The sequence below is a fragment of the Fibrobacterota bacterium genome (genome assembly GCA_019509785.1).
In the GTDB taxonomy this organism is placed as follows: Bacteria; Fibrobacterota; Fibrobacteria; order UBA11236; family UBA11236; genus Chersky-265.
In genome coordinates this window covers 39,793-56,581 of record JAEKLQ010000031.1, presented here as the reverse complement: position 1 = coordinate 56,581, position 16,789 = coordinate 39,793, and the positions used below count along the sequence as shown (strand labels likewise).

The following is a 16,789-nucleotide window of genomic DNA, read 5'->3' as shown; positions in this document are numbered from 1 at the left end:
GGAAAAATACCATGTCATCCGCATTTGCCTCCTCGCGCGGCTTATTCCTGGCCTTCTTCGCCTTGGGATTCCTGGTTTTGGCCTGCCATCTGGGCCAGGAGACCACGGAAGAGAATTCCCTGTCCTTCTCCAAACGCTTCGATACGCTGTCCACCTTCGATTCCTTGGTCATCGAAGTGAAGGATGCGAGCGGGAAATCCTTAGGGGTGATCTATAAGGGGAAGCCGGCCGCGCCGGGCGATCTCAATAAGCTCATCGTGCCGGGCTGGGACGGCGGGCCCATCGATATCTTCATCAGCGGATATATGAATGGCCAGGTCGGGCCCGTATTCGCGGAAAAGAAAAGCTACAACGGAATCACCAACAAAACGGATTCGACCGAGGTGCTTATCTTCCTCCATCCCACCCTCTCGACGGGGGCCGCGTTCAATATCCAGGTAGGCGTAGGCGAGCGGGTGCCGCTGCCGCAGGTGCAGGTGCATCCCGCCACCCTTACCGAACCCGGGATACGTTGGGCTTCCGAGAATACCGCCATCGCGGCGGTGGACGGGAGCCAGTTGGTCGGGATTTCCGACGGGAGCACCCGTCTCACCGTGAGCCTCGACAAGGACAGCACCCAAAAGATCGTCTTCACCGTGCGGGTGGGCTCGGGATCCGTTCCGCCTACCCGTTTGATCTTGGATCGGGACACCCTGCATTTGGCCGTGAATGGGGCCCCGGCACGCTTCACGGTCGCGATCGAGCCCTTCCAGGCCGATCCGGACCTCGTCTGGCGGCTCGCCGACTCGACCCTCGCGACCCAGAGGACGGACGGCGCGTTCGTCGGCACCGCGCGGGGCACGACCAAGGTGTGGGTGGCCTCCAAGGCAAAGCCGGAGATCATGGATAGCGGCTGGATCGTGGTCAGCGAACCGCAGCCCGTAACCTCCGTGCGCTTCCTCAGGGACTCCCTGACGCTCTTCCTCGGCGGCGCGCCGGAAAGCCTCCAGGTAGAGGTGCTGCCCGTCCTCGCCAATCCCGAGGTCCAATTCACCCTGAGCGATTCCGCCAAGGCGTCCCTCGCGGGCCGGTTGCTTTCGCCCAAGGCCGCCGGCAATCTCACCGTAACGGTCTTCTCCGTGGAAGACGTAACCAAATCGGCTGTGCTGAAGGTTACCGTGAAAGAACCCGTGCGTGTGGAAAAGGTGATAGCCGATGATTCGGACGTGACGCTTTACCTGGGCGGACCAGGCCGTACCTTGGCGGCCAAGGTTTTGCCGGCGGACGTTCCGCAAGGCGTGCGCTGGAAGAGCCTTTCGCCCACGGTGGTTTCGGTGGACGTCCAGACCGGAGCGATCGCGCCTCTGCTGGCGGGCTTCGCACGTATCGTGGCGATGAGCGCGGCGGACAGCACGCAACGCGATACCGTGTCCGTCTCGGTCAAAGTCGACGCTCCCCGTTTGACCATCACCGGGGATAGCGTCGTCTCGGCGGGCGCCAACGCGGTATTCCATGTCAAGGCCGCCCAGGAGTTCGGCCAGATCGTCCTGTTCCAATGGGATGCGGACGGGAACAGCGTCTGGGAGGATTCGCTTTCGGGCCCGTGGCCGGGCGTCAGCGTGGATCTGCCTCCGGTAACGGCCAAATACGATAAGTCCGGTCCGGTGACCGCGCGCTTCCGCGTGCGGGACAGCGAAGGGAACGTGACCACGGGCAGCTTCTCCGTGCGGGTGGTGGGCGGCTCGACCGTTTCCATCGACTCCCCCAAGGACAATTCCTATAGCAACCAAAAGCACATCCCGGTCGTTTGGAGCGTGAATGGCATCACCCAGGATTCGCTCAAGAGCCAGGATCTGGTCGTGGGGCCCAACGTCATCAGCCGCTCCGCCCGCGATTCGGCGGGTAAAGTATTCACCGCGACCATTACCGTGACCTTGGATACCGTCCCTCCGGCAAAGCCGGCGCTATCGGGAACCTCGCCCACCAACGTGAAGCCCAAGTGGAGCTGGACCAGCGGGGGCGGCGGCGGCTCCGGCGAATACCGCTTCCGCCTCGCGGACGCCATCTTCCCCGCGGACGCGGCCACGACCCGGGACTCCAACTATACCCTGGCCACCGATCCGGTATCGGGCACCACCTATACCCTCTACGTGGAAGAACGCGACTTGGCCGGGAACTGGTCCGTTCCCAACAGCCTTCCCATCCGCTACGACGTTACGGCTCCGGTCGTCACCATTACGTCCCCGCAAGCGTCGGGCATCTACTACGCCAGCACCGCTTCGGTCATCTTGTCGGGATCCGCTTCCGGTCCCGTGGCCATCTCCCAGGTCAACTACAAGGTAGGCACGGGGACCGCGGCCAAAGCGACCTTTACCGCGGGCAACTGGTCCACCGCGGCCATTCCCTTGGCCGAAGGCAGTAGCGTACAGGTTACGGTAACCGCCGTCGACCAGGCCGGCAATACCGGCGAGGCCGTATTGAACGTGCTGATGGATGCAACGCCTCCCGCGGCCCCTGTCCTTACTACGGGCCCGACCGAGATAAACGTCGTCAAGGCCGATTTCGCCTGGACCGCGGGATCGGATGGACTCGCGGGCAGCGGTCTGAACGGCCACTACCGCTATTCCCTCAACGGCGGCGCCTGGAAGGATACTACGGCTGCCTTGTTGACCAATCTGCCCCTCATCGAAGGCGCCAACGTCTTCGCCGTGCAGGAGCAAGATCGCGCTTCGCTGTGGTCTGTTTCGGCGACGCGCAGCGTGCGTGTCGATACCATCGGGCCGATCATCACCTTGACCAGCCATACCAGTCCCGTCAACACCTCGTCCACGACCATCACCTTGTCCGGCCAGGTCAAGGACACCGGCACGGCCGTAGCCGCCATGACGGTTTCCGGGCAACAGGCCGGGAGCGGGACGATTACGATCACCGCCGGAACCTGGACCACCGCCGCCTTGACCTTGAAGTCCGGAGCGAATCCCCTCCTGATTACGGCTACGGACCGGGTGGGCAATGTCCACACACTCTCGGTGGCGGTGAACGTGAACGTGCCGGCCCCTAGCGTGGTCATCACCAATCCCGGCGATAACCTGACGATCACCACCGCCGGTACCTTTACCGTAACCTATACCGTAGCCGGAGGAGCGGCGCAGACCAAGACCTTCACTCTCGTCGAAGGGGCGAACCGTCTGATCGTCTCTTCGCTTCCCAGCGACAACCCTTCCGGAAATATCGGAAGCGATACGGTAACAGTGACCAAGGATGCCACCCAGCCCAATCCCCCGAACTTGACGGCGACGGCTTCGCCGACCAATGGCACCGCGACCTGGTCATGGACCTCGGGCGGCGACAACACGGGTGGGGCCGGGATGCGCACTCCTGCCCAGTTCCGGTATTCCTTGGACAACGCCACCACCTGGGTATCGACCACCGCGCTGTCATACTCAACGACCACGCAAGGCAGTTATACCCTGATCGTGCAAGAGCAGGACAAGGCCGGCAATTGGTCGCCTTCCTCGACTGCCAAGACCATCGTCGTCGACAAGACCGCGCCTTCCGTAACCATCAGCGGGTTGCGGAACAATTACGTCACCAACAAGGCGTCCGTCCCCTTCTCTTACAGCGTCGACAACGGCGCGGCCAAGGACACCACTTGCAATCTGACCAACGCGAACGGGGCCAATACCTGCTCGGCCAAGTCCACCGATGCCGCGGGGAACGTGGGCACGGCGAGCGTGACGGTTTACCGCTGGTCTAAGGCGGTTTTCGTAACCGTCGGCGGCGCCCTGAACGGCACCGGGGTCGATTGGGAAAACGCCATGAGCTCGGACGGTTTTGCGGCGGCGGCGGTGAATGCTGCTTACGCCGGCAGTGAATTCTGGATGGGCAAGGGCTCCTACAACGTCAATTTGCAGATCCATAACAACGTGAGCCTATACGGCGGTTTCGATGCCACCAAAACACCGTTCGACAAAACCAACCGGGATAATATCAGCACGCGTATCACCGACTATTTCTTCGCCGGCCCGTCCGATGCCACGGCGCTCAATATCACCTTGGATGGGATGGTAATGGAGGTTCTTGGATCCGAAAACATCAACCTTACCCTGAACAACGTGACGGTGGATTCTAAGGAAACGTCGTGGAGTTACGGGATGGAAATGCTCGAAAGCAACATCACGGCGAATAACCTCGTGATCACCGGCAGGACGTACGGATCCAGCGTGATCGATTTCACCGGTACCTTCAAGATGGTAGGCGGATCAATTACGAACAATTCCAGCGCGTACGCCGATCTCAGCATCGGCGGGGCCATGACCTTGTCCAGCGGCGCGGTCATCTCGGGGAATTTCAGCAATAGCGATTACCCGCGACAGGCCAATATCAGCCAGACCGGATCCTTGACCATCGGTTCGGGCGTGAATTTCTCATGCGCGACCGATGTCATAAACATCAACGGGGGGACTTGCCATTAGAGGGAAGAGCCGAAGAACCTGTATTTGGCATAAAAAACCGAAATCGGAACCGGGCCCTTCCCGAAAATCCGCTAGCGGGGACCTCGTCGGCTAATTACCTTTGCCTTCGTAATCCGGGTGGATTTTCGCTAATGGAGTTTGAATGATCCGCATTTTCCGAGCCGCCGCCTTGGTCGGCGCATTATCCGCATATCCTATTTTCAGCGCGCCTTCCGATTCCTGCCAGGCCTCCAGCATCAAGATGTCGGATGGCAAAAGCATGTTCTTCCGGCTATACGTTCCGAAAGGCATCTCCACCGAGAAGCGGTATCCCCTGGTCATGATGATGCACGGGATCGGTGAATGCGGGTCGGACAATCGCGTTCAGGTCGATCGCGAAGATCTCTCCAAGCAATGGATGCTGGACAGCGTGAAGACCAAGTACCAGGCCTTCGTCCTGTATCCCCAATGTCCCAGTTCCTCCTACGAATGGGGGTACTTCAACACCGGTACGGCGGACCAAAAGGGCTACGCCGGCCTTCCCGCGCAAGCGGCCATCAAGGTCATCGACTCCCTGATCAAGGTGTATCCCATCGACACCACCCGCCTCTATGTCGGCGGCCTTTCTTGGGGCGGCATCGGCACCGAAGCCATCATGATGTCCTATCCGGACAAGTTCGCCGCGGCCATCCCCTGCGCCGGGGAGAACCATCTCAATACCGTCAGCGTTATGACCAAGACCCCGTTCTGGATTTTCCATGGCGGCTCGGACGGGACCGTTCCGGTCGGGGACGATCGGGCGCTTATATCTGCGGTGGAAGCGGCCAAGATCGACGTATCGCAATTCGTTTCCGGAGCCAATATGGCGAATCCGACGGCCATCTCGGTGGATTCGTTGCGGAAGGCGGTGGCCGCCGGCCAGAAATACCTGTACTCGGAAATCACCGGTGGCGACCATGGGAGCGGCTGGCATGCAGCCTGGGACAGCCCCATCCTCGTCCCCTGGATCATGTCCAAGTCGAAGGCCCTCGGGGTTTCCACCTTCACCTGGCCGGCCCCGGGCCCGCGCTCCGCGACCACCGGCCTGGCCCCGCACCGGACCCAGTCGGCGTCCCGGGCGAAACCCGTTTTCGGATTGCGCGGCGGGATTCCCGTTCTGGAAGTTTCCGATCGGGCCTATTCCACGACCGGAAAGCGCATGAATCTGATCCTGCCCCAGGAGCGTTGAGCTTCGTTTCGAAGAGCCAAGCGCAAGGAAAAGGCCGGCTACCCTAGGGCAGCCGGCCTTTTTTTTCCTCGGCTTTTGCGTCCGCGAAGATTCAGCCCTGGACCGACTCCACCGCGTTCCGGAAAATCCGCACCCCTTCGCCTTCGCCTTTAAGGCCCAGCTTCTGCCATTGCGGATGGTTGGTCGCCAGCATATGGGCCTCGGGATGCGGCATCAGCCCGAAGATGCGCCCGTCCGCGCTGCAAATGCCGGCGATATGATCGATGGAGCCGTTCGGATTCTCGGGATAGCCGGAAGGAGCCGATCCGTCCGCGGCGCAATACCGCAAGCTGATTTGGCCATTGCGGCCCAAGGCCGCCAATTGCTCCGCATCCCTCGGGATGAACTTCCCTTCGCCGTGCCGGATGGGCAGATAGATGCGTTCGATGCCCTTGGTCCACAGGCATTTGGAAGCCCGGTCGCGCGCCAGATGGCACCAGCGATCCTCGAAGCGGCCCGAGTCGTTGTAGGTGAGGGTGGCGGTCTGGACGAAGCGGCTTTCCGGTCCGGCTCCGTCCCCGGGGAGAAGTCCCAATTTGACCATCACCTGGAAGCCGTTGCAGATGCCGATCATGGGCACCTTCCGGTCGGCCGCCCGGGCCAGATCCTCGGCCAAATGGGCTTTCAGCTTGTTCGCGAAGACGCGGCCGCTGGCGATATGATCCCCGAAGGAGAACCCTCCGGGTATCGCGATCAGGTCGAACTCAGAGAGGGACGGCTTGCTCGCGATGAGATCGTTGATATGCACCCGGCGGGGATCGCCCCCGGCCAGGGCGAAGCAATGGGCCAACTCGTTGTCCGAGTTGATCCCGTAGCCGGTGATGACGGCGACGCGGGGTTTCATATTACCAATCCAAAGGACGGCGCCAGCGCTCGAACATCGCGTCCAGCGTGGCGGAAAAGAGTGGGGCGGAACCGTCGGCGATTTCCAGCGACGGCGCTTCGGCGATGGCGCCTAGCTTGGCGAAGGCGGAACCCGCCAGGGCGGCCTCGAAGGCGGCCTGATCGGACGGGCGGACGGTAACGACGAAGCGGCTTTGGCTTTCGGAGAAGAGCTTGGCGATGGGGGAGACCATGCCATCGACGGGAAGGACCGAAAGGTCGACGCGCGCGCCCAGGCGGCCGGCCATGCAGACCTCGGCCAGGGCCACGAACAGGCCCCCGTCCGAACAGTCATGGGCCGAACGGACCAGGCCCTTCTGGATGGCCGCATGCAGGCGTTCATAGAGGGCGAGGGCCGCCGCCGCGTCCACTTTGGGGACGTTGGCCCCCGTAACCCCGACGATACGGTAGTACTCCGAGGCCCCGAGTTCGTCCCGGGTCGTTCCCAGCGCATAGACGAGGTCGCCGGCGGCCTTGGCATCCATGGTCAACGCCTTCTCGCAGTCTTCGAGCTTGCCGATCACGGTGAAGAGCAGGGTGGGGGGGACGGAGATCTTGTCCTTCCCCCGGCCGTAATCGTTCTTCATCGAGTCTTTGCCCGAGATGAGCGGCAGGCCGTACGCGACGCAATAGTCGTATAGGGCTTGGTTGGAGCGGACAAGTTGGGCCAATTTGTATTGGCCGTCCGGCGTGTTCTCCGACTCCACCGGATCGGGCCAGCAGAAATTGTCGAGGCCGGCCAGGGTGCCGGGCTTGGCGCCCACGGCCACGGCGTTGCGGACCGCCTCGTCCAGGGCGCAGGCGGTCATATGGTAGGTATCGATGTCGCTATAGCGCGGTACGATCCCGTGCGCGACCGCCAGGCCTTCCTTGCGATCGTAGAGCGGGCGGATGACGGCGGCATCGCTGGGGCCGTCGCCTTTTTCGCCCACGAAGGGCTTGACCACGCTCATGCCTTGCACTTCGTGATCGTACTGGCGCACCCAGCTTTCCTTGGAACAGATGTTCAAGGCGGAGAGCAGGGCCAGGGCATCGGCCTCGAGATCGCGGCCTGCGAGGGAAGCGGCAGTCGGTTCCAGATGGCGCGGCGGCGCCCATTTGGCCTTGAGCGTCAAGCGCGGATTGCCTTCGTGGAGGAAATGCATGTCCAGGGAGCAAACGAGCTTGCCTTGGTAATAGGCCTCGAACAATCCGTCCGCGGTGAATTCGCCCAGGTCGGAGGCCTCCACGCCGCGGCGCAGGGCTAGCTCCAGGAAGGCCGCCAGCTTGTCCGGCGGGACCGCGAAGGACATCCGCTCTTGAGCCTCGGAAACTAGGATTTCCCATGGGTCGAGGCCGGCGTATTTGAGGGGGGCCTTTTCGAGATGCATCTTGCACCCGCCGCTTTCGCGCGCCATTTCCCCCAACGAGGAAGACAAGCCGCCGGCGCCGTTGTCGGTCACGAAGCGGTATAGCCCCAGATCGCGCGCCTCCAGGAGGAAGTCGGACAACTTCTTCTGGGTGATGGGATCGCCGATTTGCACGGCCGAAGTGGGTGAGGCCTCCGTGAGGGCCGCCGAGGAAAAGGTCGCCCCGTGGATCCCGTCCTTCCCGATGCGGCCGCCCGCCATCAGGATCCGATCACCCGGATTAATGGTCTTTTTCCAGGAAGCCTCGCCGCCGACCCGGGCCGGATGCAGGCCCCCGGTCCCGCAGAACACGAGAGGCTTACCCAGGTAGCGATCGTCGAAAACGATGCTGCCATTCACGGTGGGGATGCCGCTCTCGTTGCCGCCGTCCTTCACGCCCCGATGCACTTCCTTGAAGATCCGGCGCGGATGGTGGAGCTTGGGCGGGACGGGCCGGTCGTAGAAGGGCGAGGCGAAGCAGAAGACGTCGGTATTGAAGATGGGACGGCTGCCCTTGCCGCTGCCGAGGATGTCGCGGTTCACTCCCACGATGCCCGTCATGGCCCCGCCATAGGGGTCCAGCGCGCTGGGCGAATTGTGGGTCTCCGCCTTCATGCTCACGTCGTAATCCTCGGTGAAGGCGATGATGCCGGCGTTGTCGGTGAAAACGGATTTGAGCCAAGGGGCCTGGGGCCGCACCTTTTCGGTCGCCGCCTTGATATAGGTCTTGTACAGCGAGCGGATGGCGGTCTTTTCCCCGCGGTCATCGGTGTACTCGATGTCGGCGGCGAAGATCTTATGCTTGCAATGCTCGCTCCAGGTCTGGGCGATCACCTCCAGCTCCACGTCGGTGGGGGAAGGGGGGAGGCCGGCCTTTTCGCGACGGGAGCGCGCGGCCGCATCCGCGTAATGGCCCTTGATGGCGCGCATCTCTTCGATAGTCAGGGCCAACACCTTTTCGTCCGACAGCTTTTGCAGCGCCGCATCCGAATCGGGCAAATCGATGGTGCGGGTTTCAGGCTTATGCGCGAAAGCGACCTTGCCGGAAACCTTGGGCAGCGCCGGCTCCTTGCGCCAGTCTTCCGCCGAGCGGATCAGATAAGTTTCGATCAGCGGATTGGCCAAAAGCTTGGTGGCGATGGTCTCGGCATCGGCCCGGCTTAGCTTGCCTCGGAACAGGAACTGCCTTCCGGTATAGACCTGGTCGGCGTCGGTAAGGGGGCGCCCTAAAAGATCGGCGATGCCCTCGCGGCTGGAGCGGCCCACGTTGTCGGTCACGCCCGGCTTATAGCCTGCCTCGATCAGGAAATCGAACCCGGTGCCGTCGTTCCCGGCTGTGCCTTTCCCGGCCAGATGCGAGTCGATGGCGAAACGCTCCGTGATGGGATCGGTGAAAAGCTCGCGGGCGACGCGTTCCTTTTCCGCGTCCGTAAGATCCATCTCCAAGGTGTAGATGGAAACGGCGGACGCCGAGTCCACCGGGAGATGGAAGGTCTCCCGGATGGTGGCGAGTATTTTCCGGGCTGTGGAGTCGGTGGCGGGGCTCTTTTGCCCGACTTCGATGCGAGTAAGCAAACGGTCCTCAGGCGGCGTCCGTGGCGAAGGCCCGGGCGCCGGAAACGGCCGGGCGGAACGCGCCGGCCGATGCTGTCCAATTTAGTACCTGGGGGCCCCGGGTCCAATGCCGACGGGGAGGGTCCCGACCCATGCATAGGGGATGATCTCGCGGGGCCCGGCGGCTTCCCAGTCTATCTCCAGGAAATCGGGGCTCTCCCGCAACCGGGCCCAAGTGCTCCGGTAATGCCGCATGACCTCGTCGACGATGGCGAGTTCGCTGGCTTCGAAGAGTTCGAGCCGGGCCTCCCGCATAGCCACCGGGCGCCGTTGCACGTGCAAACCGTCCCCCAGCGGTATCTCCAGGATCGCGAATTCGCGCGCCAGCCCGCGCAGTACGCGGGGAAGGCCCCTAGGCGTCGGGCCGGAAGGCCCGCGCCGGTAGGTTTGCCCGCTGATGGGGACTCCGGACTCGCGGTAGTTGAGGAAGTCGGCCTGGAACAGGATGCGATCCAGGACGACGGGATCGAATTCATCCCAATCGGCGCAACGGCCGGAGATGTATAAAATCAATTCAGCCAAGCGGTCATCATCGGGCGCGAATCCATGCATAAGTTTTCTCCGGTCCAATCGGCCCTCTTTAGAGCCCCTAACGGAAAGGTGAGGTTGTAAAACTACCCGACGAGCTTATCCGGATTCTTTCCGGACCGTAACGGAGTGTAACGCGGGTCGGAGGCCGGTCTTCACCGCGGGGGCGAAAGTGGGATTCAGCCCCCGACCGCCTTCAAGAAAGCCTCCGTGCCGTCGATGCGGAGGTCCGCCAGGTCCAATCCGCGGAATTGCCGATCGCGTAGGGTTACGTTCTTGATCACGCAATTGTCCAGGCGGCAATCGGAGAAGGCGACCTTTTCCCAGTCGCAGCCGTCGATACGGACGTCCTTCAGGCCGTGCTTTTTCCAGGCCCAACGGGTCTCGGCCGAAAAGGCTACGTCGGTCAGGGTGCAATCGGAGAAAACGGCTTTCTTGGCGGACAGGGAACGAATCAGGAATCGGGCCGCCCGGCAACTTTCCAGCGCGAGGTCGGATACGGAAGAGTTCAGGATCTCGGAATCGCCCCACTCCGATCGGAGCAGGCGGATATCGGCCAGGGATGAGCCGTTGAGGAGCAGGTTTTCGGCCTTGCTGCCTTCGGCCAGGCGGAAGCCTTTCAGGGAAACGCCTTGGATGCGCGCCTTGCGCAGTTCCGATCGGTCCGTGCATTGGAGATCGGCCACCCGGGATCCCTGCACCATGATCGCGTCCAGGGTCGATCCATCCAGGTGCCAATCGTCCACCGAACTGGCCCGGATCTCGCAGTCCTGCAGCTTGGCGTCCCGTAGGCGGAGGTCATCGGCTTTGCTCATGTCGATGGTGTTTCCGGTCATCTCGGATCGATCCATGCGCAGGTCCTTCATCGAGGACATGCGGATGACGTTTCCGGTGAATACGACGTCCTTGCCTTCCGGATAATCGAAGCGGGACATGTGGATGGAATTCCGGGCTGATGGATTCGCCCAGGCTTCGTCACGATGATCACGCGACTCGTTCCAGGCGAAGGCCGAATCGAGGGCGGATTTCAGGGTCTCGTTGACCTTGGACACCAGGGGTTCGAGGACGCTTCCGCGGCCCCATCCGGGCCCGCTCGCATGCGCTTCGCCGGGCCGGGCCAGCTCCGCCAAGAGCTCCGCCGTCTGCGCGTCGGTCAGCTTACCATCCTTGTTCATCCTCAATACCTGCTCGATCTGCTCCTTCATCGCCTCACTCCTTTCCTGGTTGCGCGCGGATGCGCTTGATTTCCTGCATAGCTTCAGCGAAGGGGATTTTCCCCGCGTTCAATTTCGCGAGCACCGCAGCCACGGCTTCTTCTTCGTTCCGCGGGCGCTTGGCTTCGTCTTCCGCTCCGCCGGTATCCGCGGCTTCGCCGGAGAGCTTTCGCTTGAGCGCGGACAGGCGCGCGCGGATAGTGGGATAGGAAAGGCCGAGCGCCGATTCCATGTCTCGGATACGGCCCTCGCTTCGCACGAAGATGCGGAGGAAATGCAGGTCCTCGGGGCCCAAGGTCGCGAACTCATTCAACTGGAAAGGCCCTTCGACTTTGATATCGCAGGCGGGGCAAACCAGCAGCTTGGGCTGAAGCGCTTGCTGGCAGGCCGGGCATGCCAGATTGGAATCGATTAGCTTCATATTTTAAATGATACTTTGATATTTTAAAATCAGCAAGGCATAAATTGAAAAATAGGAAATTGACTTTAAAATCCAGGGGAGGATGCGGAATGTGGCTCTCAAGGGGTTTTCGTGAAAAGGACGTGCGGAGGAAATTCCTAGATTGGACGCCCTGCCCAATCGGCGCGGATGCCCGGTTCCCATAGCTCAACAGGATAGAGCAATAGTTTCCTAAACTGTGGATCGCCGTTCGAGTCGGCGTGGGGACACCATCCGGCCGGGCAACTAAGCCGGTTTCGGCCGCCCGTTCACGACCTCTTTCAGGATGTTCGTCCCATTGATGGCGGCCGGGAAGCCGGCGTACACCGTCATCAAAAGCATAACCTCCCTGATCTCTTCAATCGTCAAGCCGACATTCAGGCCCGCGTTGACGTGGAATCTCAGTTGAGGTTCCGCATTGCCCATGGCCGTCAAGGCGGCGATGGTGGCTATTTGGCGCTCCCGTCTGCCGAGATTGTCTCTCGAATAGACATCCGCGTAACCGTACTCGAGAGTGAACCGGACGAGTTCGGGGGAGATCACGCCGAAGGCGGACCTGAGCCTTTCTGGCTGCAAGGCATCCAACCGGGATAACTCCTCCTCGCCGTACCGCAGCCGATCGCCGCGGGGACTTTCCGTCGGCAACCTCCCCGCGTTGTCCTTGATGCCGCGCTCTTCCCGTTCCGCTAAAACCTCCTTCAAAGCCGCCATGGCATTGATGCAACTCGGGAACCCCCCGTAGCCGGACATTTGCAAAATCACCTCTTTCACTTCGTTAATCGTATTGCCGGTATTCAGCGCGCCTTGGAGATGCACCTTCAACTGGGGTTGGGCCGTCCCCATCACGGTCAAAGCGGCCACCACGGCGATTTCCTTTAGCCGTAGCTCGAGCCCGTCCCTCGAGTAAATGTCGCCGAAGGAATATTCGATTATGAATTTCGCCAAATCCGGCGATATCTCCCTCAGGCTTTGGCATACCTTTTCTACGGCTTCGCCATCGACTTCTTTGAGCTTTTCCCAACCCTTCTGGTACCGTTCCGATGGCTGCATCTCGTTTTCCCCTTTTGTCAGCCGCCCCTGGCTTCCGATCCGGAATCCTGGTAAGGCTTTTTCCGGTGGGCTTAGTAATCGCTGCGTAAAATACCTTAGTGCCTGCCGGATTGCCGCAACTCCTCCAAAATCCCGAGCAAGAATGGCATGAATTCGGGAATCTAATCGCTTGGATCCGGGCGCTGCCGGTAGACAGAATAATGCGCGCCTATCGGGTTGGTTCGAAGAGCGGAGGAGCATGGTTATGGCCGATTTCAACGATGTCCAAGTGAAACATTTGCTCATCAATTGGGCCGATGTCATGTCCGTGAAGAACACCGAGATGGACGCCGATCATATGCAACTCGTCAACCTGATCAACGAGCTATACGAGGCCATGTGGATGGACCAGGCCCAAGGCGTGATCCAAAAATGCCTGGATAGCCTAAAGCACTACGTGCGATACCATTTCCAGGCTGAAGAAGAGCTTATGGCGAAGGCTTCATTCCCGGGTCTGAAGGATCATCAGGCGGTGCACTTGGAATTCATCGCGAACCTGGCGGAGATGGAAAAGCTCTGGCAGGAAGGCGATTTGGGAGTACTGGAGCAGTTGATGGACATGCTGCAGGGCTGGCTGGTGGACCATATCATGAAAATCGACATGCAGTATTCCGCCTTCTTGCGGAAGAACTGAACGCATCCATTCCGTTAGGGGCTCAGCCCGAGGTCGCCGGCGTTCCCAGTACTTCGCGGACCTTAGCGAGGATTTCGCCTTGGGTGAAGGGCTTTTGCAGGAACGAGGCCCCGTCCCCCAGATCCTTCATCGATACGGTGTCCTTGGTGTATCCGGAGATGAAGAGGAATTTCGCCTTGGGATGGATGATTTTCAACTCGGTCGCCAGCTTGCCTCCGTTCATGCTGGGCATCACCACATCGCTCAGGACGAGATCGATATGTTGCAACTTGCGCCCGATCTCGAGCGCGTCGGCGCCGTCGCGCGCTTCCACCACGCGGTAGCCATGCGATTTGAGGGCCGCCATCAGGAACTTGCGGACCGCCGACTCATCCTCGGCCAGAAGGATGATTTCGTCCATATGCGCTTCGGCCCCGGGTTTGCGCTGGTGCGGGCCTTCTTTCAGACCATGGCCTTTCCGATCTACGGCCGGGAATAGAATCCGGAATACCGTGCCTTTCCCCACGTGGCTATCGACGGCGATGCTGCCGCCGCTTTGCTTTACGATACCGTAGACGCTCGAAAGCCCTAGCCCGGTGCCTTTCCCCACTTCCTTGGTGGTGAAGAACGGTTCGAAGATGTGCGCCAGGATCTCGGGCGCCATGCCCATGCCGGTATCCGTCACCGTCAGCTGGACGTGCGGCCCCGTCGTCGCCTCCGGGTGGTTGCCGACGTAGGCCCGATCCAGGTACACGTTCTCCGTCTCGATCATGAGCAGGCCGCCGGAAGGCATGGCGTCGCGCGCGTTGAGCGCCAGATTCATGATCACCTGCTGGATTTGCCCGGGATCGGCCTTGACCTTGGCCAAATCCGGGTCGAGGCGGGTGCGGAATTCCAGATCCTCGCCGATGAGGCGGCGCAACATCTTGTTCAGATCCATCACGCTTTCGTTCAGATCGACCACCCGCGGGGCCAGGATTTGCTTGCGGCTGTACGCCAAGAGCTGGTGGGTGAGGGTGGAGGCCCGGTTCCCCGCCTTGCGCACTTCCTCCAGGTATTCGGCGACTTCGGATTCGGAGTCGGTCTCCGCCAGGGCCATATCCACGAAACCCAATATGGAGGTGAGTAGATTGTTGAAATCGTGGGCGACGCCCCCCGCCAGGCGGCCCACCGCTTCCATTTTCTGCGCTTGCCGCAATTGCTCTTCGGCCACCTTGAGGTCCGTAATGTCCCGGGCGATCTTGGAGGCGCCGACGATCTTTCCGGTGCCGTCCTTGATGGGCGAAACCGTGAGCGAGATGTTCAGGAGGGTCCCGTCCTTGCGCCGGCGGATGGTATCGTAATGGGTGATGGTTTGGCCGCTCTGGATTCGCCGCAGGATTTCGGGTTCTTCGTTCAGATGGTTTTCGGGTATCAAGCGGGTGATGGAGGTGCCGATCATCTCTTCGGCGCTATAGCCGAAGATGCGCTCGGCGGACTTGTTCCAGCTCAAGACGGTGGAATTCAAATCCTTGCTGATGATGGCGTCGTTGGACGATTCCACTATTGCGGCGAAATGTCGGGCCGAATTCTCGCGATGCCTGCCTTGTTCGATCTGCTTTTGCAATGCGGTGTACAGATTGGCGTTGTCGATGGCGACGGCGGCTTGGGACGCGAGGCTCGTAAGGTTCTTTTCATCCGCTTCCGTGAACCGGCCCGGTTCGGGATGGCCATAGAACAATCCTCCCAGCACCGTTCCAGTCCGGGAAACCACCGACACCGCCAGATAGCTGCGTACGGGTAGATGCCCTTTGGGCATGCCATGATGGGGCGCCAATTGGCCGTACAGGGGGCTCTTCAGGATGTCGTCGATGCGCACCGGCCCCTTGCCCTCGAAGGTCGGTCCGAAGACGGGGGTGTTCCGCGGCATGGGGAAGTTGGCGAAAGCTTCCCGCGGCGCTCCGGACAGGGTATAGAGCTGGTAGGACTCGCCCTTCTCGTCGATCTGGTTATGGAAAAACGCCCCGAAGGCCGCGCCGGTTATCTCGCGTCCCCCGTCGGTAACGGCCTGTACGATTTTTTCCAGGTCATGCTCGGCGGAGAGATGGGTCGCGCTCCGGTTTAGGGCTTCCATGACCAGGGACTGCTCTATCCGCTTCTTCTCGGCGGCCTGCCGTCCCGCCTGTTCTCTCGCCGCGACCAGGCGCAATTGGGCCTGCTCGATGGAATCGGCGGCCAACCGCGAATACATTTCGCCGAACTTGGTTTCCCGATCGGTCGGACGGCGGCGCGTGGGGAAATGGATGGAAAGCACCCCGATCAGCCGTCCGTCCCGCGTGGTGAGCGGCATGCTATGCACCGCGCGGAACCCGCCCTGCTGGGCCATATCGCGGAAATCGTCGAACAACGCATCCGTTTCGATGTCCTCGACGATCACCGGATTGCGCGTCAGCATGCAATAACCCGATGCGCCCCTGCCTGCCGCGATCAGCGAGAATTTTTCCAGGAATCCGGGCGAAAAACCGATGCTGGATTCTATGTGTAGGCCGGAGCCGTCTTCCAAGGGGACGAAAAGCACTCCTTGGCCCGTCCGGTATACCATGAGGGCATGGCGGAGGATCTCCTGAAGGGTCTCGTCCAGCCCGGTAAAATGGCTCAAGGTGAAGGTCAGATTGTGCAGCTGGCGCACGTCCTCTAGCAGTTCATCCATCTCGCGGGCCTGGCCTTCCAAGGTGGCGGCCCGCTGTTGCAGCTCGGCCACCATGCGGCTGCGTTCCTCATCGGTGACATGGGGCGAGGAAAAGCTTTCGGACGGGAGAACCCGGCTGTGGCGCTCGCAAACGTCGCGGAAGGGCTTTAGGCTGGCCGCCCCGGACATGCCTTGGATGGGATAAGCGCAGAGCAGGCTGGCCGGGGATTCGGCCAACGCGTCTTCCCATAGTTCTTCCAGGCGGACGGCGGCATTTTCGTTTCCCTCCATCCAGAGCAGGGCCACCATCTCGCCGAAAGCGCGCACGGCTTTTCCCGGAGCCCCGGCTTGCTTCATGATGGAATGGAAGGCCTTTTGGAATAAGGACTCGTCGGGGAGTTCGTCCCGCATGAAGCCGGACAAGGTTTCCTGGGCATCCAGCAGGAGCAGCCGGCCTTTCAGTTCCAGGCCCTCGGGTTTCAATCCGGATTCGTTGAGCCTGCGCGTCAGGGCTTGGCGATGATCCGCCGTGGCGATCACGATGCCCGTTTCCCCCCGTTCGAATCCTTCGATGAGGAAGTCCGACAACTTCGCGATGAGGAAGGAATCCTGCTCGTAAAACTGGACTACGTGTTGATGAGCCATGGATGCCGC

At 61.2% G+C, this 16,789-nt stretch carries 10 protein-coding genes and 1 tRNA gene; 4 read left to right on the top strand and 7 right to left on the bottom strand.

What is annotated here, in order from left to right; translation table 11 throughout:
- Positions 1-11 precede the first annotated feature (11 nt).
- Positions 12-4,454, top strand: a complete 4,443-nt coding sequence (locus JF616_07710; protein ID MBW8887628.1) for a hypothetical protein — start codon at positions 12-14, stop codon at positions 4,452-4,454.
- 142 nt (positions 4,455-4,596) lie between these two features.
- Positions 4,597-5,661: a prolyl oligopeptidase family serine peptidase gene (locus JF616_07705; GenBank protein ID MBW8887627.1), complete on the top strand. Its 1,065-nt coding sequence runs from the start codon at positions 4,597-4,599 to the stop codon at positions 5,659-5,661.
- 91 nt (positions 5,662-5,752) lie between these two features.
- Here the strand turns inward: JF616_07705 and JF616_07700 are convergent, their stop codons facing one another.
- The 5 genes from JF616_07700 to JF616_07680 form a co-directional block, all read right to left on the bottom strand.
- The gene (locus JF616_07700) at positions 5,753-6,544 is read right to left on the bottom strand and encodes a phosphoribosylformylglycinamidine synthase subunit PurQ (GenBank protein ID MBW8887626.1); all 792 of its coding nucleotides are present in this window, start codon (positions 6,542-6,544) and stop codon (positions 5,753-5,755) included.
- A 1-nt stretch (position 6,545) separates the two neighbouring features.
- Positions 6,546-9,545, bottom strand: a complete 3,000-nt coding sequence (locus tag JF616_07695; protein MBW8887625.1) for a phosphoribosylformylglycinamidine synthase — start codon at positions 9,543-9,545, stop codon at positions 6,546-6,548.
- 81 nt (positions 9,546-9,626) lie between these two features.
- The gene (locus JF616_07690; GenBank protein MBW8887624.1) at positions 9,627-10,136 is read right to left on the bottom strand and encodes a hypothetical protein; all 510 of its coding nucleotides are present in this window, start codon (positions 10,134-10,136) and stop codon (positions 9,627-9,629) included.
- Between the two features lie 155 nt (positions 10,137-10,291).
- On the bottom strand, positions 10,292-11,317 hold the full coding sequence (locus tag JF616_07685; protein ID MBW8887623.1) for a pentapeptide repeat-containing protein: 1,026 nt from the start codon (positions 11,315-11,317) through the stop codon (positions 10,292-10,294).
- A gap of 4 nt (positions 11,318-11,321) precedes the next feature.
- On the bottom strand, positions 11,322-11,747 hold the full coding sequence (locus tag JF616_07680) for a DUF2089 domain-containing protein (GenBank protein MBW8887622.1): 426 nt from the start codon (positions 11,745-11,747) through the stop codon (positions 11,322-11,324).
- A 175-nt stretch (positions 11,748-11,922) separates the two neighbouring features.
- On the opposite strand from JF616_07680, the gene JF616_07675 reads away from it, so the two are divergent.
- A tRNA-Arg gene (locus JF616_07675) sits at positions 11,923-11,998 on the top strand.
- A 13-nt stretch (positions 11,999-12,011) separates the two neighbouring features.
- Here JF616_07675 and JF616_07670 read toward each other — a convergent pair.
- The gene (locus tag JF616_07670) at positions 12,012-12,815 is read right to left on the bottom strand and encodes a carboxymuconolactone decarboxylase family protein (GenBank protein MBW8887621.1); all 804 of its coding nucleotides are present in this window, start codon (positions 12,813-12,815) and stop codon (positions 12,012-12,014) included.
- 244 nt (positions 12,816-13,059) lie between these two features.
- On the opposite strand from JF616_07670, the gene JF616_07665 reads away from it, so the two are divergent.
- Positions 13,060-13,488, top strand: coding sequence for a hemerythrin family protein (locus JF616_07665; protein MBW8887620.1), 429 nt, complete (start codon positions 13,060-13,062; stop codon positions 13,486-13,488).
- Positions 13,489-13,510: 22 nt separating this feature from the next.
- On the opposite strand, the gene JF616_07660 is transcribed toward JF616_07665, so the two are convergent.
- Positions 13,511-16,780, bottom strand: a complete 3,270-nt coding sequence (locus tag JF616_07660; GenBank protein ID MBW8887619.1) for a PAS domain S-box protein — start codon at positions 16,778-16,780, stop codon at positions 13,511-13,513.
- Between the last annotated feature and the right edge of the window lie 9 nt (positions 16,781-16,789).